At 71.6% G+C, this 20,513-nt stretch carries 25 protein-coding genes; 10 read left to right on the top strand and 15 right to left on the bottom strand.

Annotated features, from left to right (window positions below; translation table 11 throughout):
- The first annotated feature begins 11 nt into the window (after window positions 1-11).
- On the top strand, window positions 12-968 hold the full coding sequence (locus VGD85_RS12965) for a hypothetical protein (RefSeq protein WP_331063857.1): 957 nt from the start codon (window positions 12-14) through the stop codon (window positions 966-968).
- Here the strand turns inward: VGD85_RS12965 and VGD85_RS12960 are convergent.
- From VGD85_RS12960 to VGD85_RS12925, 8 genes are read right to left on the bottom strand one after another with little or no spacing between them, the layout of a single operon-like run.
- Window positions 907-1,551, bottom strand: coding sequence for a 2,3-bisphosphoglycerate-dependent phosphoglycerate mutase (locus VGD85_RS12960; protein ID WP_331063856.1), 645 nt, complete (start codon window positions 1,549-1,551; stop codon window positions 907-909). The two genes, VGD85_RS12965 and VGD85_RS12960, sit on opposite strands and share 62 nt — an antisense overlap.
- Window positions 1,545-2,408, bottom strand: a complete 864-nt coding sequence (locus VGD85_RS12955; protein WP_331063855.1) for an alpha/beta hydrolase — start codon at window positions 2,406-2,408, stop codon at window positions 1,545-1,547. Before VGD85_RS12955 ends, VGD85_RS12960 begins: the two co-directional genes overlap by 7 nt.
- A 27-nt stretch (window positions 2,409-2,435) precedes the next feature.
- The gene (locus tag VGD85_RS12950; RefSeq protein ID WP_331063854.1) at window positions 2,436-3,245 is read right to left on the bottom strand and encodes a 3-methyl-2-oxobutanoate hydroxymethyltransferase; all 810 of its coding nucleotides are present in this window, start codon (window positions 3,243-3,245) and stop codon (window positions 2,436-2,438) included.
- Window positions 3,242-3,733: a hypothetical protein gene (locus VGD85_RS12945; RefSeq protein WP_331063853.1), complete on the bottom strand. Its 492-nt coding sequence runs from the start codon at window positions 3,731-3,733 to the stop codon at window positions 3,242-3,244. Before VGD85_RS12945 ends, VGD85_RS12950 begins: the two co-directional genes overlap by 4 nt.
- A gap of 9 nt (window positions 3,734-3,742) precedes the next feature.
- The gene (locus tag VGD85_RS12940) at window positions 3,743-5,023 is read right to left on the bottom strand and encodes a Rieske 2Fe-2S domain-containing protein (protein ID WP_331063852.1); all 1,281 of its coding nucleotides are present in this window, start codon (window positions 5,021-5,023) and stop codon (window positions 3,743-3,745) included.
- A gap of 39 nt (window positions 5,024-5,062) precedes the next feature.
- On the bottom strand, window positions 5,063-5,386 hold the full coding sequence (locus VGD85_RS12935) for a 2Fe-2S iron-sulfur cluster-binding protein (protein ID WP_331063851.1): 324 nt from the start codon (window positions 5,384-5,386) through the stop codon (window positions 5,063-5,065).
- Window positions 5,387-5,436: 50 nt separating this feature from the next.
- Window positions 5,437-6,669, bottom strand: coding sequence for an MFS transporter (locus tag VGD85_RS12930; RefSeq protein ID WP_331063850.1), 1,233 nt, complete (start codon window positions 6,667-6,669; stop codon window positions 5,437-5,439).
- Window positions 6,666-7,097, bottom strand: coding sequence for a MarR family transcriptional regulator (locus VGD85_RS12925; RefSeq protein WP_331063849.1), 432 nt, complete (start codon window positions 7,095-7,097; stop codon window positions 6,666-6,668). The genes VGD85_RS12930 and VGD85_RS12925 overlap by 4 nt, the downstream gene beginning before the upstream one ends.
- A gap of 76 nt (window positions 7,098-7,173) precedes the next feature.
- Between VGD85_RS12925 and VGD85_RS12920 the strand changes: the two genes are divergently transcribed.
- Entirely contained in the window at window positions 7,174-8,427 is a 1,254-nt protein-coding gene (locus tag VGD85_RS12920) for an NAD(P)/FAD-dependent oxidoreductase (RefSeq protein ID WP_331063848.1), read from the top strand.
- A 173-nt stretch (window positions 8,428-8,600) separates the two neighbouring features.
- A complete protein-coding gene (locus tag VGD85_RS12915) occupies window positions 8,601-8,819 on the top strand; it encodes a hypothetical protein (protein WP_331063847.1) in 219 nt (72 codons plus the stop codon).
- Window positions 8,820-9,647: 828 nt separating this feature from the next.
- Here VGD85_RS12915 and VGD85_RS12910 read toward each other — a convergent pair.
- Window positions 9,648-10,469, bottom strand: coding sequence for an SCO6745 family protein (locus VGD85_RS12910; protein ID WP_331063846.1), 822 nt, complete (start codon window positions 10,467-10,469; stop codon window positions 9,648-9,650).
- A 238-nt stretch (window positions 10,470-10,707) separates the two neighbouring features.
- On the opposite strand from VGD85_RS12910, the gene VGD85_RS12905 reads away from it, so the two are divergent.
- From VGD85_RS12905 to VGD85_RS12895, 3 genes are all read left to right on the top strand, one after another.
- Complete coding sequence (locus tag VGD85_RS12905; RefSeq protein WP_331063845.1) at window positions 10,708-11,643, top strand: RNA polymerase sigma-70 factor; 936 nt, start codon at window positions 10,708-10,710, stop codon at window positions 11,641-11,643.
- A gap of 215 nt (window positions 11,644-11,858) precedes the next feature.
- Window positions 11,859-13,586 carry a ubiquinol-cytochrome c reductase cytochrome b subunit gene (locus VGD85_RS12900; RefSeq protein ID WP_331063844.1) on the top strand — a complete coding sequence of 576 codons (1,728 nt, stop codon included), beginning with the start codon at window positions 11,859-11,861 and terminating at the stop codon, window positions 13,584-13,586.
- 80 nt (window positions 13,587-13,666) lie between these two features.
- A complete protein-coding gene (locus tag VGD85_RS12895) occupies window positions 13,667-14,122 on the top strand; it encodes a hypothetical protein (protein WP_331063843.1) in 456 nt (151 codons plus the stop codon).
- A gap of 28 nt (window positions 14,123-14,150) precedes the next feature.
- Here VGD85_RS12895 and VGD85_RS12890 read toward each other — a convergent pair whose 3' ends face one another.
- Window positions 14,151-14,816, bottom strand: a complete 666-nt coding sequence (locus tag VGD85_RS12890) for an LmeA family phospholipid-binding protein (RefSeq protein WP_331063842.1) — start codon at window positions 14,814-14,816, stop codon at window positions 14,151-14,153.
- A gap of 103 nt (window positions 14,817-14,919) precedes the next feature.
- Here VGD85_RS12890 and VGD85_RS12885 point away from each other — a divergent pair, with 103 nt between their 5' ends.
- On the top strand, window positions 14,920-15,408 hold the full coding sequence (locus VGD85_RS12885) for an FBP domain-containing protein (RefSeq protein ID WP_331063884.1): 489 nt from the start codon (window positions 14,920-14,922) through the stop codon (window positions 15,406-15,408).
- The gene (locus tag VGD85_RS12880; protein WP_331063841.1) at window positions 15,405-15,992 is read left to right on the top strand and encodes a TetR/AcrR family transcriptional regulator; all 588 of its coding nucleotides are present in this window, start codon (window positions 15,405-15,407) and stop codon (window positions 15,990-15,992) included. The genes VGD85_RS12885 and VGD85_RS12880 overlap by 4 nt, the downstream gene beginning before the upstream one ends.
- On the opposite strand, the gene VGD85_RS12875 is transcribed toward VGD85_RS12880, so the two are convergent.
- Together VGD85_RS12875 and VGD85_RS12870 are read right to left on the bottom strand one after the other, a co-directional pair.
- Entirely contained in the window at window positions 15,989-16,426 is a 438-nt protein-coding gene (locus VGD85_RS12875) for a VOC family protein (RefSeq protein ID WP_331063840.1), read from the bottom strand. The two genes, VGD85_RS12880 and VGD85_RS12875, sit on opposite strands and share 4 nt — an antisense overlap.
- Before the next feature lie 9 nt (window positions 16,427-16,435).
- The gene (locus VGD85_RS12870) at window positions 16,436-17,107 is read right to left on the bottom strand and encodes a DJ-1/PfpI family protein (RefSeq protein WP_331063839.1); all 672 of its coding nucleotides are present in this window, start codon (window positions 17,105-17,107) and stop codon (window positions 16,436-16,438) included.
- Window positions 17,108-17,230: 123 nt separating this feature from the next.
- Between VGD85_RS12870 and VGD85_RS12865 the strand changes: the two genes are divergently transcribed.
- Window positions 17,231-18,235: a GlxA family transcriptional regulator gene (locus VGD85_RS12865; RefSeq protein ID WP_331063838.1), complete on the top strand. Its 1,005-nt coding sequence runs from the start codon at window positions 17,231-17,233 to the stop codon at window positions 18,233-18,235.
- A gap of 126 nt (window positions 18,236-18,361) precedes the next feature.
- On the top strand, window positions 18,362-18,931 hold the full coding sequence (locus VGD85_RS12860) for a dihydrofolate reductase family protein (protein ID WP_331063837.1): 570 nt from the start codon (window positions 18,362-18,364) through the stop codon (window positions 18,929-18,931).
- Between the two features lie 9 nt (window positions 18,932-18,940).
- Here the strand turns inward: VGD85_RS12860 and VGD85_RS12855 are convergent, their stop codons facing one another.
- The 3 genes from VGD85_RS12855 to VGD85_RS12845 form a co-directional block, all read right to left on the bottom strand.
- Window positions 18,941-19,381: a nitroreductase/quinone reductase family protein gene (locus tag VGD85_RS12855; protein WP_331063836.1), complete on the bottom strand. Its 441-nt coding sequence runs from the start codon at window positions 19,379-19,381 to the stop codon at window positions 18,941-18,943.
- A gap of 4 nt (window positions 19,382-19,385) precedes the next feature.
- Entirely contained in the window at window positions 19,386-19,793 is a 408-nt protein-coding gene (locus VGD85_RS12850; RefSeq protein WP_331063835.1) for a VOC family protein, read from the bottom strand.
- A partial coding sequence (locus VGD85_RS12845) for an MFS transporter (protein ID WP_331063834.1) occupies window positions 19,790-20,513 on the bottom strand: 724 nt, incomplete at its 5' end. The genes VGD85_RS12845 and VGD85_RS12850, both read right to left, overlap by 4 nt.

Here is a 20,513-nt window from a genome sequence, read left to right as displayed (position 1 = left end):
GCATCCGCGTGATGCGGGTCACCCGCGCACCCACCACGCCAGGAGAGGCCATGTCCGAGTTGCACACCCTCGCGCGGGAGCAGGGAGCGACGCGCGCGCTCATCGCCCACGAGGTGGACCCGAAGGGTTACCACCTGGCCTTCGTCGACGAGCCCGTGCTGGTACACGGATTCCGGAAGATGGTTCGCAACCTGGAGTACGACGTGGCTGAGCTGGCCGTGACCACTTACCTCACCGCCAAGGAGCATGGGGTGGGGCTCACTGCCCTGCCGGTCCCGGTGGTCCGCGATTTTCATCACGGCGCCACGCAGGTCCTTGCTGAGGGTGCCGTGCGCCGGGCGGTCGACCTCCACGGAAAGCGCGTGGGCGTCAACCGTGGCTACACCGTCACGACCGGGGTGTGGGGCCGTGCCGAGCTGGCCGCAGCCGGGCTGGACCTGGGAAGCGTCACCTGGGTCCGCTCCGGTGACGAGCACGTCGCGTCCTACGTCGCCCCCGAGAACGTCGTCCAGGCCCCGGCGGACCGGAGCCTCCACGAGCTGCTGCTGGCTGGCGAACTGGACGCGGTCGTCGGCGCGGCCATCGACGACCCCGACATCGTCCCGCTCCTGGATCGGTCGCACGCCTGGGAGCAGCGCCGCATCTTCCCGATCAACCACGTGGTCGTCGTCCGCGACGAGCTCGTCGAGGAGCACCCGGGCCTGGCCACGGCGGTCTTCGAGGCCTTCGTCACCGCCAAAGAGGTCTACGTCGAGCAGCTGCGGGCCGGCCTAGATGCGACCAAGCAGGACCGGACGCTGCGCGCCGTCATGGCGGCCACCGGTGCCGACCCGTTGCCCTACGGCGTGGAGCCCAATCGCGCGGCGCTCGAGGAACTCATGGACCACGCGGTGGCGCAGGGCATCCTCACCGCGCCGATGCGCCTGGAGGATGCATTCGTGCCCGAGACGCGGGACCTGGTCGGCTGAACCGGTCGACGACTCGGAAGTCGCCGGTGGCGATCTCGCTGCGGGTGGCCTCTTCGTCGGTGAGGCCCTCGACCAGCTGACGCAGCATGCGCAGGGTGTTGCCGTGCGAGACCACGACCACCCGCCGACCGCGGTCCAGCTCGGGGCGGAGAACGTCGTCGACGTAGGGCTGCAGTCGGAGGCGTACGTCGGTCAGGCTCTCGCCGTGCCCGGCCACGTCGAGGGGAGGGCGGTCGTGGACACCGCGCCGCCACCGGGCCACCTGCTCGGCTCCGTACAGCTGGACCGCCCGGGCGCGTGGCATCCCTTGCAGCGCTCCGTAGTGGCGCTCGTCGAGCTCCGGGCGCCGTCGGGTGACCACGTCGTGGGGGCCGCACCGGGAGAGCAGTTCGTCGAGGGTGTCGACCGCGCGGCTCAGCGTCGAGGTGTGCGCGACCTCCGGGACGAGGTCGTGCTGGCGCAGCAGGCGCCCCGCGACCCTGGCCTCGGCGCGCCCGACCGGGGTGAGGCCTATGTCGGCCTGTCCGGCGAACCGGTCGTCGGCGTTCCACGTGCTCTCGCCGTGTCGGACCAGGATCAGCACGGGTCGGTGGAGTGCGCATCCAGGAACGCGAGGACGCGGTCTTGGCACGCGGCCGGGGTCTGCTCGGCCACCGGGACGTCCCAGTAGTCGGCGTCGGGCAGGCACTCCTGCAGGTGCCGCGCGGCCGACCTCGTGTGAGAGTCGTCCTCCCCTGGTACGACCAGGGCCGGCACGTCGAGGACGGCTAGGTCCTCGGGCTCGAGGCCGGGCACGGTGTCTCGGTCGAACAGCAGGCGTGAGGTACCGCTGAGAATCGCCGTGTAACGGCCGAGGTCCGTGGCCGCGTACGAGGCGGCGAAGGCCTCGTCGTTGCGCAGGGCCGCCGCCCACGGCCCCACGCGGGGGTCTTTGCTGAAGCCGGCGCCGGACTCCCGGGCCAGGTCGACGACCGCCTGCAGGCCGTGCTCGTGCACGAAGCCGAGGTGCCGGTGGAAGCGCAGGTGCTGCGCCGCGCGGTAGGTGTAGCCGCCCGCGGGGGAGAAGAGCACCATGCTCCGGACGCGGACCGGGTGCGCAACCGCCAGGGCTGCGGCGGTCGAGCAGCCGACGCAACCACCCATGGTGTGGGCGCGGTCGACGCCGAGGTGGTCGAGGAGCGCGAGGGCCTGCGTGACGTAGCGGGACCAGGACAGGCGTTCGAGGCGGCCACCGGACTGGCCCGACTCGCGTCGGTCGAAGACGATGCAGGTATAGCGCTGCGACAGGGCCCCCAGGAAGCCGAGATCCTTGTAGCGTCCGAACGAGGTCCAGTTCTCCAGGCTCGAGTCGAAGCCGCCGGGACTGAACATCAGCAGTGCCGGACCCTGGCCGATGGTCTCGTAGCGAGTGGGGATGCCGTCCAGGTCGACGATGGGCATGGCTACTCCTGGTGCGGGCTCGGGGGGCTACTTCTGGCCGCGGAGCCTGCGTGCCCCGCGGATGTCGGCGGCGCACTCGACGAGGGCGTCGAAGGCGGTCTGGGCAACGTTGGCGTAGGTGTCGGGCGCCTGGTCGACGAGACTGGCGTCGTAGCCGATCGCGGCGGTGACCATGCGGATCCGCCCGTCGAGCCAGGGGCCGCCGCCGAACCCGCCGAGGACCGGGACGTCGACCGCCTCGACGACGGCCGGGCCCACGATGGGGCCGGAGTTGGTGAAGTTCAGGGCGACGGCGCCGGCCGACTCGAGCCTCTTCGCCTCCGCGACCATGTGCGCCAGCATGGCCTCGGGCACCTCCGCGGTGCTCGCGGCGGAGTAGTCGACGCCGTACTTCAGCGAGGTCTGCGGTGAGATGCCGAACTGGGCGAAGACCGGGATGCCTGCGCGCGTGACGGTCTCGACGACCTCGGGGTGGTCGGCTGCGCCGTCGAGCTTCACGAGGTCGACGCCGGCCTCCTTGACTAGTCGGATCGCCGCGTCGACGGCGGCGGCGGGGCCCCTCTGCAATGGGCCGAATGGGAAGTCGGCCGAGACCAGAGCGCGGTGGACGCCGCGGCGCACCGCCTTGGCTACGACGAGCAACTCATCCATGGTGATCTCGAGCGGGTGGCTGTGCGCCCACAGGTTCACACCGACGGTGTCGCCGACTGAGACGATGTCGGCCCCTGCCCGGTCAGCGAGACTGGCCATGTGGTGATCCCAGGCGACGAAGCAGACGCTCTTCTGGCCCGCGGCCTTCATCGCCCGCAGGCTCGGGACGGTGACGCGCGTGCTCATGCGCGCGTTGCCCGGAGGAGCTCGACAAGGTCATCCGGCTCGGCGGGGACGAGGAGTACGCGCGCGTAGGGACGCAGGTGGTGGAGGGCCTGACTGTCGAGGCGATCGGCCGTCATCGCCAGGCCGGCGGTCATGATGCCGCGCGTGTAGCAGGTCTTTCCGATGTGGGCCATCGCGGCGGCGTTCTCGCCCGAGACGGAGACCATGATGACGGTGTTGGACTCGGCTATGGCGTGCTCGAGTGCCACGTCCTCGCCGGTGATCGAGACCAGCCGGTCGCCGGGGTCGCTGGCCGAGTAGAAGCGGGCCTGACCCCACTCGAGAGCAGCCGCCTCGCTGATCACATCGGCCGCGGCCTCGTCGAGGGCGACGACACGGGTGTTGCGCGCAGCGGAGAGCGTGTAGTCGATGCGGTGCGACGCTTCCTTCGCAGTGGTGGCCCGGGCGCACGCGCTCGGACCCACGGGTATCGACAGGTGCTCGTACATGGTCGGACCCTAGACCGAGGTGTGGGGCTTGCCGGGCTCAGCCCTCATCGCTTGGCCAACCCCGTCGACGAAGGACTGGTCGCGCGGGAGCACGACGGCCACGGACCGGACGTTCTGGTGCTCGGGCCTGTTCCCCGCCGGCTCCTCGCCCTGCTGAAGGGCCAAGGCGGCCTTCCTCAGCTTCTGCCGGGCCTTGATGATCCCGGCGTCGGTCGCGACCAGACGCTCCTTCGTCCGGTCCACGATGGGGCCCATGGACTCTTGGAGCGAGGCGTCCTGGAGCGCGATACCGGCGACGCCCGAGTAGGTCTCTCCACGGCGCTGGGCGTCGCGGTCCATCAGGTAGTCGTTGTCCCTGTTGGCCAGGGGACGGTAGGCCGGGTCGTTGGCGCTGTGGACACCCTTGCCCGCGCGCATGGCGAGGACCTCGTCTTGCGTGAGCTCGCGCGTCGGGTGGTAGTCGAAACTGTAGGCCCAGCAGTTCTCGTCATCGATCGGCACCCAGAAGTGGCCGTGGATCGGGTGATCCCCGCGCGGCGGGACCATCGTGAAGTTGGGAAGGACCCACGGCGTGACGCGCCAGTAGTACGAGTCCTCCTCGGCGTTGCGACGTGCACCGATGAGCAGGCCGCCCTCGTGGTCCACCACCTCGAAGAAGGGCTTGAGGTCGCCGGCGTTGTACGCGTTGCCCTTGGAGCCCTTGAACAGCGGGTCGGTGTTCAGGTTGCCGCTGTGGAGGAAGGTCACGTGGCTGGAGTCGATCCCTCCCTCGAGAGCCTGGAGCCAGTTGCACTCCTGCAGCCGCTTGGAGGTGTAGACCTGCTTCTCGGGCACGGTGTAGGGCTCCCACTCCGGGAGCGGGGGCTGGTTGTCGGGGTCGCCCAGGTAGGCCCACAGAACGTCGCCCCGCTTGACCAGGGGGTAGGACTTCAGCTTCACGTTGGCGCAGAAGTTGCTGGTCTCCGGCTCGCTCGGCACCTCGATGGCCTGGCCGGTGACGTCGTACTTCCACCCGTGGTACGGGCAGCGCAGTCCACCCTCCTCGTTGCGGCCGAACCACATCGAGGCGCCCCGGTGGGCACAGAATTCGTCCATCAGGCCATAGCGGCCTGAGGAGTCGCGGAAGGCGATGAGTCTCTCGGAGAGCACCTTGACCCGCACGGGCGGGCAGTCGTTGCCGGGAAGCTCCTCGGCCAGGAGTACTGGCTGCCAGTAGCGACGGAACAGATCTCCCATCGGCGTGCCGGGACCGGTCTGGCACAGCAGGTCGTTGATCTCGGGTCTCAGCATCGTGGTTCCTCGTCCGTGGTGGTGGCGGGCCGGGGCAGGCTAGGGCTGGGTGGGCGGTACGTCGACAGTGAGCCCGTCGAGTTCCTCGGTGAGCTCGATCTGGCAACCCAGTCGACTGGAGTCGCGGGGGTCGGAGACGCCGAGATCGAGCAGGTCGGCCTCGAGGTCGCCCGGACCACCCACCGCCTCACGGAACTCGTCACGGACCCAGACGTGACAGGTGGCGCAGGAGTTGTTGCCGCCGCACTCGCCGATGATCCCGGGGACCCCGGCACGCAACGCTGCGGACATCACGCTCTCGCCGGGGCTGGCGTCGATAGCGCGGTCGACGCCGTCGCTGCCCACGTAAACGACCTTCGGCACGCTGCTCCCTCTCATTGAACTAATGGACTAACCATTACCGGTGAGCCGGGTCACGTCAAGTCCCCGCGCCCGATGGGTCGAGCCCATCCGCCGGTGCGCCGCAGGTAGTGCCACGCCACCAGGACTGCCGCGAGCGAGATCCCAGCACCTAGAGCGACCGCGACCCGCGCCCCCCACCTTTCTGAGATCGCCCCGATGAGCGGTCCGCTGGCCGGCGAGGTGCCGTTGAGGGCAACGATGAGCAGCGAGACGACTCGGCCGCGCAGGGCGGGGGCAGCCACGATTTGGACCAACGAGGTGGCGAGTGCGCGGAACGTGGTCGCCACCCCGCCCAGGGCGACCAGCGCGCAGAGCGCGGTGACGAAGTTGGGCGCCGCGGCCACTAGGCCGAGGGAGGCGGCGAACGACGCGCCGGCCACGACAAGGGTCTGGGGCGTTGCCCTCAGGGCGCCCGCGAGCGCAAGGCTCACGGTGACCGCGCCGACGCCCATCGCGGAGAAGAAGTAGCCGATGACCGCCGGGTCGGGGGAGTGGACGCGCGCGAGCATAGGTACGGCGGTCGTCCATTCGTAGGCCACCAGGCCCGTGACGGCCATGAGCGTCAAGGTTGCGGCGAGCGTCGGGGTCGTCCGGACGTGATGCAGTCCGGCGCGCAGGGCCTGTCGCTCGCTAGGGGCGATGGTCCTGGCGTGCACCTTGGTCGGTCTGATGCGCAGCAGCGTGATGGCCATGACGGCGTACGAGAAGACGTTGAAGGCGAAGCAGGCGCTGACTCCGACCAGATTGATGCTGACGCCTGCCGCAGCAGGCCCGAGCACCTTGCCGGCGTTGAACATCGCGCTGTTGAGGGCCACGGCGTTCGTCACGTCGTTCGCCGGGACGATGTCGGCTGCGAACGTGTGTCGCACCGGCTTGTCCACGGCGTCCGCGACTCCGGTGATGACGGCCAGCGCGATGATCGCTCCTACGGACAGGGCGTCGGCAACGGACAGTGCCGTCAGCGCCGCGGCGGGCAGGCCGCCGAGCTGCGTCATCAGCAAGAGAGTGCGGCGATCCACGCGATCGGCCAGTAGCCCGGCCCAGGGCGTGAGCAGGAGGGTGGGCGCCTGCTGGAGGCCGACCGTGATCCCGAGCAGGGTGCCCGACCCGGTGAGCTCCAGGACCAACCAGGCCTGGCCGACCTTCTGGGCCCAGGTCCCGATCGTCGAGACGGTCTGCCCGATGAAGAAGAGTCGGTAGGCGCGGTGCTCGAAGGAGCGGAACGTGGCGGACCGGTAGCTCACGGGCGCGCGGCGAGGCGGGTGAGGATCTCGACGGCGTCCGCGAGGGTGGCGCGGTCATGTTCGTCCAAAGCCGCGAGGCGGTCGCGCAGGTAGTCGTTCGATCCTCGCATCATCTCGGACAGCAGTTCACGACCCGTGGTCGAGAGCTCGACCGAGGCGCTGCGAGCATCGGTGTCGTCTTCGATCCGACGGACCAGTCCGCCCCGCTCCAGCCCCGCGACCAAGCGGGTGACAGACGACTTGCTGATCTGCTCCCGCCGAGCGAGCTCGCCCAGCCGCAACGGCCCGTGCCGACCCAAGAGGGAGAGCGCGGAGTACTGGGATGGGGTGGCGCCGCCGGTGGTGCTGCTCTTGCGCAGCCTTCGCTCTAGCCGGACGACGGCGACGCGCAGCTGGTCGACCAGCTCAGGGTCCACAGGTGGGGGCACGCGCAGATCGTACGCGATGCGTACTACCTCCGATCACACCTTATGGTTTAATGGTCCTACCAACATGGGAGGTGTCGTGTCGTCTGACGGGATCCTGATCATCGGTGCCAACCAGGCCGGCGCCCAGCTGGCATGCGGCCTGCGCGAGCACGGCGTGACCGCGCCAGTGACGCTGGTCGGTGCCGAGCCACACCTGCCCTACCGCCGGCCACCCTTGTCGAAGGCGTTCCTCGCCGGCGAGGCTGCCGCCGACTCGATGCTGCTGCGGCCCGCGACGTACTACCGCGATCGCGGGATCGACGTCGTGACGGGTGAATGGATCTCCGAGGTCTCGATGGCGGTCGGCGGCGGTGCTGCGTCGACCGCCCGCGGGCGAGCCTTCGAATTCGATCAGCTCGCGCTGACCGTTGGCGGCACACCCCGGCGCCTGTCCGTCCCCGGTGCCGACCTGGGCAACGTCCTCTACCTCCGCGATCTCGCGGACGCGTTGGCGCTGCGTGAAGGCCTCGCGTCTGCCGAGCATGTGGTCGTCATCGGTGGAGGATTCATCGGCCTCGAGGCGGCCGCGGTCGCCCGCGCGCGCGGCTGCCAGGTCGCGGTGGTGGAAGCCTTGCCGCAGCTCATGGCCCGCGCAGTGGCTCCCGTGGTCGCGGACTTCTACGCAGACGCGCACCGCCGTCGCGGTGTCCAGGTCCTGCTGGGCTCGGGCGTCGCCGCGCTCTCCGGGGAGGGCGCTGTGCGCTCGGTCGAGCTGGCCGACGGCACGAGCCTGCGTGCCGATCTGGTGCTGGTGGGCATCGGCATCGTGGCGCACACCGAGTTGGCCGAACAGCTCGGTCTGGAGGTCGCTGGCGGTGGCATCCTCGTCGACGAGTTGGGTCGCACGAGCCGTGCCGGTGTTGTCGCGGCAGGTGACTGTACGTCCATGCGCGTCCCCGGCGGCATACGCCGAATCGAGTCGGTCGCGAACGCCATCGATCAGGCCCGGGCCGCAGCGGCCACGCTGGCCGGTCTGCGCGACCCGCTGGCCACGGTGCCCTGGTTCTGGTCGGACCAGGGTGACCTCAAGATGCAGACCGCGGGACTCTCGACGGGCTTCGATGAGGTGGTGCTTCGCGGGGACGTGACGACCGAGCAGTTCTCCGCGCTCTACTACCGTGACGGCAGGCTCATCGCCATCGACGCGATCAATGCGCCCCGTGACTACATGGCAGTCCGCAAGATCCTCGAGTCCGGTGGCGGCGTACCGCGCGAGGCTGCAGCCGACATGACGCGTCCTCTCGCTGACTTCCTCGTACGCACGAGGTCGACCCCCAGCCTGGTGCCCTGATCCGCCGCGCTGGGCGATCAGTCGTGCGACCGCCGCTTCCGCGGCGTCCGACTCGTGCGGGAAAACGGCGCGGGTCGGCCCCCTTGGCCGTCATCCAGAGGCGCTCACCATCTCCTGAGGGTGGAGGACCAAAGTCCCTACTCGAAACGGACTGACCATTCTACCTTCGGGTCATGAAGATCATGCGCAGACACCGGCGGCCCTCCCGGGCGATCACCGTCGTCGACGACAAGGTGGTGTGTCCCCGTCGGGAAGACGACATCATCGACCTGGAGAGATGCTACGCCTGCCCCATGCTTGAGCGGCTGGACACCACCGAGGGGGAGGATTGGATCACCTGCAGGGCATCGGTCCGAAGAGCGGACCCGTTCCGTGGATCGATTCCCTCCTGAGGTTCATCAGGGGTGCCCGGCCGAGCGTGTCGGCGCTCCGGGTCCACGTCTGCCACCCCTCGGTGGATCATGCTGAGCCGGGCGCAGCTTCCCTGCGTCTTCACGCCGCCAGTCACGGGAGGTCCGCAACTTATTGACCGCGGAGTGTCAACGGCGGCTGAAAACTGACCCCCTCGCGGCAGGCGAGTTCTATCGCGGATTCGAGCTGGGGTCGCAACACGATGGTCATGGGGTGGCTATCGCTGCGGCCATGATTTGCTCCGGGGTCGCCCAGTCGAGCGTCTTGCGGGGACGGGTGTTCAGGCGGTGCTCGATCGCTCGGAGGTCGGCCAGGGTGTGGACGCGCAGGTCGCTGCCTTTGGGGAAGTACTGGCGCAGCAGCCCGTTGGTGTTCTCGTTGGTGGGCCGTTGTCAGGGCTTGTCAGCGTGGGCGAAGTACACGCCCTGAGAGAACAGCGCCCTGATCTGCTCGTGGCCAGCCATCTCCGATCCCTGATCTCAGGTCAGGGTGTGCCGCACCGATTCCGGCAGGTCGTCAAGCGCCTCGTGGAGCGCGGCGACCAGGTTTTCGGCGGTCCGACGGCCGGGGAGGTGGATCCGCTTCATAGCGGCTGTGGCGGCATGCGAGCGTGTCGATTGCGGACATGCCGCCGCGGCCGGTGATGAGGTCGCCTTCCCAATCCCCGACACGGATACGCAGGTCGGCCTCGACCGGCCGGTGGTCGATCAGCAGCGCCGGTGCGATGAACCGTGGGGTACGCTCGTTGGCCCGCCGGCGGCGCTTGCGGAAGGGGCGCCCGGTCCGCAACTTGCGAGCGAGTCTCCTGCTCAGGCCGCCAATGGCGCCGTTGTAGAGCGCTTGGTAGATGTCTCGTGACACACGTGCCAGCGCGGCTGGTCGGGGAACTCGCGGCGCAGCCACGCCGCTTCGACGCGGTCACGTCCGGCGATGCCGGCGTCGGTGGCCGTGCCGTCGGGATGGATCCAGCCGCGCGCGCGGAGGCGTTCGGACGCCGCCTCCCACTCCTCCTCGCTCCACTGACGGCTACGGAAGGTCGACACCGGCGCGGCACCGACGGCGGCGAAGGAGACGAGCGCCTCGCAGGGATCGAGCCCGTTGACCAGCAGGGCGGCGACGTGACCGTCGCCGCGGTGCTCCCGGATCAGGGTCACGGCCTGCCAGAGCACGAGGTGCGGGTCGCCGGGCCAGGGCAGGTCCGCCTGCGCCGCTCCCATCGGGCGGGCGCTGCAGTCGGCGGCCTCGGCCACCCGGCGCAGCAGCCCGGCCGCCTCCGCGAAGTCGGCCGAGCCGATCTGGTCGCCCATCAGGGAGCGGAACAGCCGGTCGACGCCTCGGAGCCGGGCCGCGAGGACCGCGCCCGGGGAGGCGACCTCCCACGCGGGGGCGATGTGCTCGGCGACCATCCGGGGGTTGAAGCTGTAGAAGGCCGCGGCCACGCGCCGGGGTCCCGCCGCGCCCAGGGGTGCGGCCCGCAGCGGGAAGTACGTCGGCCACCGGGTCGCCGTGGCGAACCCCAGGCCGGCGAGCTCGTCGAAGACCTCCGGTGCGTAGTACGCCAGTGCGTGCGTGCCCTCGAGCTGCTGCCACATCCGGCGGGCCGCCTGCCAGTAGTACGTGTCGTCGGACATGTCAGCGATCCCGGGAGGTCGTCGGGCAGGCGCGGAGCTCGGACGACCGCGGGGCGATACGGGGCCCGTCGGCTCCCTCTCTTCGGGGGGTCACGGACAGCAGACGGGCGAGGGCTCCGGTCCGTGACATCACTGGGCGGGGGACCCGGCGGCCCGAGCGCGGCGTGATGTGATGTCACAACTCGACACTCGCCGCCGTCTGGTGCACAGCACCCGACGCGCAGAAGGGACGAGCGAGATGGCACCAGACCCGGGGCAGACGGCGGAGTTCGCGGAGCTCAGGCCCCTGCTGTTCTCGATCGCCTATCGGATCCTCGGCAGTGTCAGCGAGGCGGAGGACGCGGTGCAGGAGACCTGGCTGCGCTACGCCGCGACCACCACGCGGCCCCGCGACCTCAAGGCCTTCTTGTCGACGACGATCACGCGGATCGCGATCGACGTGCTGCGCTCCGCCCGGGTCCGCAGGGAGCAGTACGTCGGCTCGTGGGTGCCCGAGCCGCTCCTCGTCGACCCCTACGAGGATCCGGCGCACGCGGCCGAGCTCGCCGACTCGGTGTCGATGGCGGCGCTCCTGCTCCTCGAGCGGCTCTCGCCGCTCGAGCGCGCGGCCTTCGTCCTGCGCGAGGTCTTCGGGTTCAGCTACGCCGAGGTGGCTGCCGCCGTCGACCGGTCCCAGGCGGCGTGCCGCCAACTGGTGTCCCGCGCCCGGAGCCACATGCAGGAGGGTCGGCCCCGGTTCGAGGTCGACCGCGCCAAGCGGACCGAGCTCGCCCAGCTGTTCTTCACCGCCCTCAAGGAGGGCGATGTGGACGCGCTCCGGGAGATGCTGGCGGCCGACGTGAACGTCGTCGCCGACGGCGGCGGCAAGGTGCGTGCGCGGGGCGGTGCTCTCGGCGCGGACAAGACCGCGCGGGCCCTGATCGCCGGGGTGACCCCGCTGATCGAGATGGGTTGTGCGATCGAGACCCGCGAGATCAACGGCCAGCCCGGCGCGATCCTCAGGGCACCCGACGGCGGGATCCTGGCGGCCTGGTCGCTGGACATCCTGGACGGCCGGATCCAGACCCTCCACTCCGTGAACAACCCCGACAAGCTGGGTCACCTGGGCACCGTCGGGGACGCCAACGAGATCTTCCACGAGCGGAGTCGGTGGCGTCGCTTCGGCAGCACCTGACCGGGTGGCCGCGACCGCCGGGCAGGTCGCTCAGGCGTTCGGGGACGGCAGGGCCGGGACGGGACGGCTCACGAGGATCACCGGGCCGTGACCAGGAGACCCGCCCGCCCGGCGCGATGACTCCGGCGGCCGTCGGCGCGATCTCGGTGCGATGTCACAGATCCGAGGTCTCGATTGTCTTGTGTGTGGCGGATCCCGTCAGGAGAGGACCACACATGCACGACCAAGCCGACGTCGCCGGCCGCCTCGCCGCCACGAACGGGCGCGAGCCGGCGATCCCGAGGACCCGCAGCCGCGCCGGTGCGGCCGCCGGGTGGGCCGATGATCGCCTCGGTCTGTCGAAGATCGACCGGCGTCTGTTCTCCTTGCGGAAGGTGTTCCCCGACCACTGGTCGTTCCTGCTCGGCGAGATCGCGCTGTGGAGCTTCACGGTGCTCCTCGTGACGGGCGTCTTCTTGACCTTCTGGTTCGACCCGAGCATGGCCGAGACCCGCTACCAGGGCTCCTACGAGACGCTGCGTGGCATCGAGATGTCGCGCGCGTTCGCCTCGACGCTGGAGATCTCCTTCGACGTCCGCGGCGGCCTGCTGGTCCGGCAGATCCACCACTGGTCCGCGCACATCTTCATCGCCGCCATGCTGATCCACCTGCTCCGCCACGCCCTCACCGGCAGCTTCCGCAAGCCCCGCGACCTGAACTGGGTCATCGGCTGCCTGATGCTGCTGCTCGGCACGCTCGAGGGCTTCTTCGGCTACTCGCTGCCCGACGACCTCCTCTCGGGCACCGGCCTGCGGGCCATGGACGGCTTCGTGAAGGCGACACCGGTGGTCGGCACCTACCTGTCGTTCTTCATCTTCGGCGGCGAGTTCCCCGGCGACGCGGTCATCGCGCGCCTCTACGTCTTCCACGTCCTGCTGATCCCGGGCCTGTTGCTGGCCCTGGTGACGCTGCACCTGATCCTGGTCGTCTACCACAAGCACACGCACTGGCCCGGGCCCGGCCGGACCAACGACAACGTGGTCGGCTACCCGTTCTTCCCCGTCTACATGGCCAAGGCCGGCGGGTTCTTCCTCATCGTGTTCGGCGTTGCGGCCCTGCTCGGAGCCCTGTTCACGATCAACCCGGTGTGGAAGTACGGGCCCTACGACCCGAGCAAGATCACCGCCGGCGTCCAGCCGGACTGGTACCTCGCCTGGCCCGACGGCCTGCTGCGGATCATGCCCGGTCTCGAGACGCACGCGTTCGGCTACACGATCTCGTGGAACGTCATGCTCCCGATCCTCGTGGCGCCGGTCGTGCTCCTGGGCATCGTGGTGGCGCTGCCGTTCCTCGAGCGGTGGGTCACCGGCGACGATCGCGACCACCACCTCCTCCAGCGACCCCGCGACGCCCCGGTCCGTACGGCGTTCGTGGTCTCGCTCGTGACGTTCTACGCGGTCGCCTGGGCGGCGGGCGGAAACGACATCATCGCCGTGAAGCTGCACCTGTCGATCAACCAGATCACCTACCTGTTCCGGGTCCTGATCCTCCTCGGACCGGTCATCGCGTTCGTCGTCACCAGACGCTGGTGCCTCTCGCTCCAGCGCTCCGACCTCGCCCGCCTGACGCACGGCGACGAGACCGGGGTGATCCTCCGGTCGCCCGAGGGCGGCTACCACGAGAAGCACCGCCCGGTGCCGGCGGAGGAGGCCTTCGTGCTCCTCACCCGCGACGGGGAGGGACCGCTCGGACCGGCCGACGAGGCCGCAGAGGCCGCCGAGTCCGGCGACCCGCGGCGCGGGCACCGGCGCCGGGAGCTGCGCCGGAGGCTGGCGGGGGTCCTGGTCGCCGACGACGTGAGGCCCGCCCCTGAGGACGTCGTACGCATCGCCCGAGAGCGGGCCTCCCGGGCGCCCGAGGTCGACACGCTCGGCGAGCGACCAGACGCGGAGGACCCGTGCTGACCGGACCGCGCAGCAGGCCGGAGCCCGCCTCGAGGACGATGGGGCCGCCCCCGGGCGCACCGGCTGGCACGGCGCGCGGTGTGGAGTGGCAGCGGGCGTCCCGGACCGAGATGGTCAGCGCGTTCCAGCTCGGCTACCTGACGCGGGGCCGGCCGGCCCGCTGGCGTCCCGGCAAGGTCCCGCTCCTGCGCATCGTCGTCGAGCCGGGCGGCTCGATCGACTTCGCCCATCCGCAGCTCGGCTTCGCCGGCCACCAGCACCGGCCGGCGCGGGCACGCGTCCTGAGGCTCTGGGGCGACGACCTGCTGACGGTGAGCCATGGGACCGCGTGGAGCTTCGTGGTCGCCTCCCCGGTCGCGTTCGACCGGCGCTGGCTCGATCTGCTCGCCCGGCGCGGATCGGCGCGGGTCGCGCCGGGGATGGCGGTGGTGTTCGCCTCCTTCGCGGGGCCGACCCGACCCGGGCCGTTCCGCGTCGCGGACGGCGACGCCACCACCTACACGACCCTCGTGCACGTCGAGGACCACCGCGGCTGACCTCCGCCGCGACCGCGCCCCGGAGGCGTCACGACGACGGGGTGAGCGTGGCGCTGGCCTCGAGCCTCAGGTCGTCGTCGGTCAGGTCCCCCTGCAGGTCGGTCACAGCCAGCTCGGGGCGGTCCAGCAGCGTCTGCGCGGGGAGCAGGCCGGCCGCGACCCCCGTGGGGCGGGCAACGACGCGGCCGTCCTCGGCGTCGATCCGGAGGCGGAGCGGGCCGGGGAGCGGGATCGGGATCGGGAGCCGGGCCAGCTCGAGCACCAGGTTGCCGTGGGAGACGTTGAGGTCGGCGCCGGGCAACAGCTCTCGGAGCTGCTCGAGATCCACGTGCGCGGAGGCGTCCAGGCGGTCGCCGCGCTTGTCGAGAAGGACGCCGTCGATGTCGAGGGGCCCGGCACGCAGCGTGTCGACGCGCGCCTGGAGGGTGTCCACACGCTCGGCCTTGGTGAGCAGCTCCGGGTCCAGGCCGGCGGTGTCGAGGGTGGCGGAGGACATCCGGACCACCGCCTGGTCGACCTGGCCCGCGAGCAGCTTGACCGCGGGTCGCGAGCTGACCTCGACGTCGGTGACCTGGCCGAGCGCGTCGAGTCGGTCGCGGACCCGGCTCTCGGCCAGGGGCGGCAGTCCCACCTCGGTGCCCGCCGCGGCGACCAGGGTGAGCAGGGTCAGGACCAGGAGTATTCGTCGTCGCATGGCGGGCTAGACTAGACAACAGTGTCTCACTTTGGCCAGGCGCCGAGTCTCTCATGTCCTTAGGGAGTTGCCTAATTGCATTAGGTTCCTTAGCGTGGCCCGCATGGAGGCGCTCACCGAGCGGGAGATCCGCGGCTCGTTCGTCAACTGCAGCCGGGGCGAGGCGCAGCGCGCCCACCTGCCCGACGGCCTCGACGAGATCCGGTGGGACGACCTCGACTTCCTCGGGTGGGTCGACCCCCAGGCGCCCCGCGTGGCGTACGTCGTGGCGCCCCGCGGGGACGGCGTCGTGGGGGTGCGACTGCGCCGCAACGCCGGCGGCAGCGGCCGGGCCCGGATGTGCTCGCTGTGCTGCACCGTCCACCCGACCGACGGCGTGTCCCTCATGGTCGCCAACCGCGGCGGCAAGGCCGGCCGCGACGGCAACTCCGTCGGCCTCGACGTGTGCGCCGACCTGCGCTGCTCGGGCTATGCCCGGGGCTGGGCCCCGACGCCGGTCGTCAGCCTCCTGGAGGAGACGACGTCCCCGGAGCAGCGGGTCGAGCGCCTGGTGCGCAACCTCGACGGCTTCATCCGACGGATCCTCAGGTGACCCGCGCGGGGCTGACCCGGCCCGCGGTGCTGGAGATGGCCGCGGTGCTCGCGGACGAGCGCGGGCTGCGCGCAGCCACCCTGAGCGCGGTCGCTCGAGAGCTCGGGGTGCGAACGCCGAGCCTGTACTCCCACGTCCGCGGCACCGACGACCTGCGGGCCGGCCTGGCGGAGCTGGCCCTGACGGACCTGGCCGACCGCGGCGACCGGGCGCTGGCCGGGCGCTCGGGCCGCCGCGCCTTGGCGGCGTGGGCGAACGTCCATCGCGACTACGCGCGCGAGCACCCCGGGCGCTTCGCGGCCGCCGGGACGCTCGACGTAGCGCCGACCCCGACCCTGGAGGAGGCCGCGGCGCGCGTCGCCGCGCAGTCCCTGGCGGTGCTGCGCGGATACCCCGTCCCCGAGGCCGACCGGGTGCACGCCGTCCGGCTAATGGCGAGCCTGCTGCGCGGCTTCGTCGAGCTCGAGGCCGGCGGTGCGTTCGGGGGCCGCGGCCCCACGAGCGAGGAGTCGTGGGCTCGCGCGCTGGCCGTCCTCGACGAGTCGCTGACCCGGTGGCCCCACGCCGCCCTCACCGCCTCCTAGGCCTGCTTCAGCTCCTCGGCCAGCATCAGCAGGATGCCGCTGGGACCACGCAGGTAGGTGAGCCGGTAGACGTCCTCGTACGTCGCCACGCCGCGCAGCGGGTGGCAGCCGTGCCGCGCCGCGACCTCCAGGGCCGCATCGAGGTCGTCGACCGAGAACGCGACCCGGTGCATGCCGATGTCGTTGGGCCGGGTGGGCCCGGTCTCGATGGCGTCGGGATGGAGATACTCGAAGAGCTCCAGCCGGCCGTGGCCGTCGGGCGTCTGGAGCATGGCGATCCTGGCGTGGTTGCCGTCGAGGCCGACGGCGGTGTCGGCCCACTCGCCGCTGATCGTGTCCCGGCCCAGGACCGTCAGGCCGAGGTCGGTGAAGAAGGCGATCGTCGCCTCGAGGTCGCGGACGGCGATGCCGACGTTCTCGAGCTTGATGGTCATCAGGGCACGCTATCGACCCGCGTCGTGCGTGTCGTCCGCGAACGCCGCCAGGGCGGCGGCCTCGTAGCCGGCTGCGAGCTCCTGGACGTCGGGGTGTGCCGAGGCGAGCGAGCCGGCGTCGTACGGCGGCTGCGGGTCGTACTCGGTCCACAGCTGCACGGCCTGCGCCGTGCGCCGGTCGGTGATCAGCTCCACCAGCCGCAGCCCCATGTCGAGGCCGCTGGAGACGCCCGCCGCGGTCACGATCCGGGCGGCGGGCTCCTCGACGACGCGCTCGGCGGTGGCGACGGCGCCGAAGAGCGGGAGCTTGTCGAGATGGCGGTAGTGCGTCGTCGCGCGCAGCCCCTGCAGGAGCCCGGCCGCGCCCAGCAGCAGGGACCCCGAGCACACCGACGTCGTCCAGGTGGTGTGCTCGTGCACCGCCGACAGCCAGGCGGGCAGGTCGCCCCGCAGCGCGAGCACCGTGCCGGGTCCGCCCGGCACCACGACCACGTCGGGCCGGTCGACCTCGGCCAGGGAGCCCGCGACCAGCGCGAGCATCCGGCGGTCGTCGAGCACCGGACCCGGCTCCGGCGCCGCGAGGCTCACCGTCACGCCCGGCGTCAGGGCCAGCATCTGGTACGGCCCGACGACGTCGAGCGCCGTGAAGCCGTCGTACAGGGGGATCACCACGTGGGTCATGTCGGCGACGATGTCCGGGGGCGCGGCCGTGCGCTCGTAACCTCCACCGGGATGTCCGAAAACCTGGGATACCGGTCAGCCGGACATGTCGCCTCCTGTCACCAGGCTTCGTAGGCTGGTGGCGTGGACGACCCCCGCCGGATCCTGGTGATCGGCTATCACGCGGCCGAGCTGCTCGACATCGCATGTGTGGTCTCGACGCTGCAGATGGCCAACTACCTCCACGGCCGCGCGCTGTACCGGCCCCAGCTGGTCTCGCCCGGAGGAGCGCCGATCCACACCGCCACCGGCCTGGTCGTCAACGCCGAGGGTGCCCTGGAGCGGGTGCGCGGCCCCGTCGACACCCTGGTCGTCTCGGGCGGCATCGGCTACGTCGAGGCGATGGAGGACGCCCGGCTGGTCGCGCATGTACGCCGCCTGGCGCGGATCTCGCGACGGGTGGCCTCGGTGTGCACCGGCGCCGGCGTCCTGGCCGCCGCGGGCCTGCTCGACGGCCGGCGGGCCGCGACCCACTGGGACCACGCGACGACCCTGGGCGACCGGTTCCCCCAGGTCGACTTCGACCGCGTCCCGATCTTCGTCGACGACGACGGCGTGTGCACCTCCGCCGGCGTCACGGCGGCCCTCGACCTCACGCTGTCCTTCATCGAGGCCGATGCGGGCGCGGAGCTCGCGCGCGACGTCTCCCGCCAGCTGGTGACGTACCTCCAGCGCCCGGGCAACCAGGCCCAGATGAGCATGTTCACCGCGCCGCCCGCCATCCGGCACTCCCTCGTCCAGGACGCCGCCACGCACATCGCGTCCCACCTGGGCGCGGACCTGTCGACGGCCGCGCTCGCCGCGCGCGCCGGGGTCAGCGAACGGCATCTCTCGCGCCTGTTCCTGCGCGAGCTCGGCGTCACCCCGGGCCGGTTCGTCCGGCAGGCCCGGACCGAGGCCGCGGGGCACCTGCTCACCGGCACCGACCTGACCGTCGAGGCGATCGCGGGCCGCTGCGGCTTCGGCACCGCCGAGGCCCTGCGCCAGGCGTTCGTCAGCACCTACGGCGTCGCCCCCTCCCACTACCGGCTCACCCAGTCGCGTGCCGCCGGCCGGGCGCCGGTCGCCGCGAACGCGCAGCCGCGGTAGGGCCGCCCGGCCGCGGTGCCCAGGTTCTCGGACGTGTCCGCGCCACGCCCTCGACGATGGCGGCCGCGGCGCCGAAGGATGGGGCACACGCGACCCGGACGTCGCGCGACGCAAGGAGGACGGGGCATGCAGGAGCTGACGGTCGACTTCATCACCTCCCTCGACGGCTTCGGCGCCGCGGAGGGCTGGCCGGGGCTGTGGGGACTGGGCGGGCCGGAGTACTTCGCGTGGCTCGACCGCCTCGGCGAGGAGGAGCACGCGCTGCTGATGGGCGCGACGACATACCGGCTGTTCGCCGGCTTCGCCGAGTCCGGCGGCGAGGACATGGACGACCTCGCCCGCCGGCCCAAGGTCGTGTTCTCCCGCACCCTCGAGGCGCCGCTGTCGTGGGGGAACGCCAGGCTCGTCGCGGGGGAGGCGGTCGACGTGGTGCGGACCCTGAAGGCCGAGAGCGAGGTGCCGCTGCGCACGATCGGCAGCCTCAGCCTGTGCCGCGCGCTCCTGGCCGCCGGACTGGTCGACCGCTACCGCGTGGTCGTGTTCCCGGTCGTCAACGGCGCCACCGGGCACGACCGGATCTACGACGGCTGGCCCGACGTGCGGCTGGACCTGGTCGAGTCGCGGACCTTCGACGGCCGGCTGCAGCTGCTCGAGTACCTGCCCACGGTGCTCGACGGACCGCCCACTGCTGCCTGAGCGGCACGGTCACCGTGGCACCAGCCGGAACACCGGGTGGCGCGCGGCGACGGCGGCGATCTCGGCGTCCGAGGAGCGGGGGCCGAAGGCCAGGTGCGAGCGGACGACCCAGCCGGCCGGCCGCAGCGCCCGGTAGGCCCGCAGCACCGGCACCGCCTCGGCCGGACCGACCTCGACCGCGCGGAGCGTCTCGGCGGTGTCGCCCCGGCTCAGCGTGACGACACCCGCGGCGCGGGCGTTGCGGACCCAGCCGACCTCGCCGTACGCCGCGACCAGCCACCGATCCGCGCCGCGCACGACCGGCACCACCGGCGTGGTGTGCGGCCGGCCGGTGCGCCGCCCGGTGACGGTGAGCAGGCGGATGAACGACGGACCCCGCCCGCGGCCGACCATCCGGGTCAGCCTGCGGTTGGCCAGCCGGGTCAGCGGGGTGTGCCCGAAGACGGCCACGCCCTCACCCCTCTCCCTGCTCATCGTCCTGCGCACCGCTGCCGTAGGGCCGCGTGATGATCTCCAGCCAGTGGCCGTCGGGACCCTCCCAGTAGAGCCCGCGACCCCCGTCGCCATGGTTGATGCGGCCCGGCTGCTGCTTGAAGGGGTCCGCCCAGAACTGCCGTCCCTGCTCGCGGATCCGGGCCCAGATCGCGTCGAAGTCGTCCTCTCCGACCAGGAACGCGTAGTGCTGGGCCTGGATCTCCCCGGTGTCCTCGAGGAAGTCGAGCGAGGCGCCGTTGTCGAGCGAGAGCACCGCGAACGGTCCGTACGACGCGGGCTCGGCGAGCCCGAGGACGCCGGCGACCTCACGGGCGGCCGACCAGATGTCGCGGACGTGGACGAGCGTGTGGTTGAGCTCGACGGTCATCGCTGCGCACCCCCCGAGGCGGGCGCCGGCGCCGCCGGCCGCAGGAACGCGACGACCAGGACCGCCCCGGCGACCAGGGCCAGCGCGGCCCCGCCGGTCGCGGTGGCGAAGCCGTGGACCAGCGCCGCGGTCGGGGTGCCGGCGTAGCCGCGGGTGGCGTCGACGGCGACGGTGTTGAGCACCGCCGTGCCGACGCTGCTGCCGATCTGCATCGCGGTGTTGGCGGTGGCCGCCGCCACGCCGGTGAGCCGCAGGTCGACGCCGCTGGTGGCCACGCCGATCGAGGGGGTGAACACGCAGCCGATGCCGAGGCCGACCAGCACCTCGGCCGGCAGGATCGTGGTCGCGTAGCCGCTCGACGGGGTGAGCTGGGTGAGCAGCCCGAGCCCGACGGCCGCGACCAGCAGGCCGGGGGCGACCAGGACGCGCGGCGCGACCGTGTCCATCAGCCGGCTGGCGATGCCGTAGGAGCTGCCGGCCACCGCGAGCGTCATCGGCAAGAACGCCAGCCCGGTGCGCACCGTGCTGTACCCGAGCACCACCTGGAAGTGGTAGGTCAGCATCAAGAACATGCCGAACGTGCCGACCACGCTGACCGCGGTGGCGGCGTACGCCGTCGCCCGGCCCCGGTCGCGCAGCACGGTGAGGGGGAGCAGCGGGGCGGTCAGACCGCGCTGGCGGGCGAGGAAGCCCGCGAGCAGCGCGACGCCGGCCAGGCCG

The organism is Nocardioides sp. (genome assembly GCF_036401255.1).
Taxonomy (GTDB): Bacteria; Actinomycetota; Actinomycetes; order Propionibacteriales; family Nocardioidaceae; genus Nocardioides.
Note: the sequence above shows the minus strand (reverse complement) of the source record. Positions and strands in the feature narration are given on the sequence as shown.

Coding starts and splice junctions, on each gene's coding strand:
- VGD85_RS12965 (WP_331063857.1), top strand. CDS start 12: ATGCGGGTCACCCGCGCACCCACCACGCCAGGAGAGGCCATGTCCGAG.
- VGD85_RS12955 (WP_331063855.1), bottom strand. CDS start 2,408: ATGCCCATCGTCGACCTGGACGGCATCCCCACTCGCTACGAGACCATC.
- VGD85_RS12950 (WP_331063854.1), bottom strand. CDS start 3,245: ATGAGCACGCGCGTCACCGTCCCGAGCCTGCGGGCGATGAAGGCCGCG.
- VGD85_RS12945 (WP_331063853.1), bottom strand. CDS start 3,733: ATGTACGAGCACCTGTCGATACCCGTGGGTCCGAGCGCGTGCGCCCGG.
- VGD85_RS12940 (WP_331063852.1), bottom strand. CDS start 5,023: ATGCTGAGACCCGAGATCAACGACCTGCTGTGCCAGACCGGTCCCGGC.
- VGD85_RS12915 (WP_331063847.1), top strand. CDS start 8,601: ATGAAGATCATGCGCAGACACCGGCGGCCCTCCCGGGCGATCACCGTC.
- VGD85_RS12910 (WP_331063846.1), bottom strand. CDS start 10,469: ATGTCCGACGACACGTACTACTGGCAGGCGGCCCGCCGGATGTGGCAG.
- VGD85_RS12905 (WP_331063845.1), top strand. CDS start 10,708: ATGGCACCAGACCCGGGGCAGACGGCGGAGTTCGCGGAGCTCAGGCCC.
- VGD85_RS12900 (WP_331063844.1), top strand. CDS start 11,859: ATGCACGACCAAGCCGACGTCGCCGGCCGCCTCGCCGCCACGAACGGG.
- VGD85_RS12890 (WP_331063842.1), bottom strand. CDS start 14,816: ATGCGACGACGAATACTCCTGGTCCTGACCCTGCTCACCCTGGTCGCC.
- VGD85_RS12885 (WP_331063884.1), top strand. CDS start 14,920: ATGGAGGCGCTCACCGAGCGGGAGATCCGCGGCTCGTTCGTCAACTGC.
- VGD85_RS12875 (WP_331063840.1), bottom strand. CDS start 16,426: ATGACCATCAAGCTCGAGAACGTCGGCATCGCCGTCCGCGACCTCGAG.
- VGD85_RS12870 (WP_331063839.1), bottom strand. CDS start 17,107: ATGACCCACGTGGTGATCCCCCTGTACGACGGCTTCACGGCGCTCGAC.
- VGD85_RS12860 (WP_331063837.1), top strand. CDS start 18,362: ATGCAGGAGCTGACGGTCGACTTCATCACCTCCCTCGACGGCTTCGGC.
- VGD85_RS12850 (WP_331063835.1), bottom strand. CDS start 19,793: ATGACCGTCGAGCTCAACCACACGCTCGTCCACGTCCGCGACATCTGG.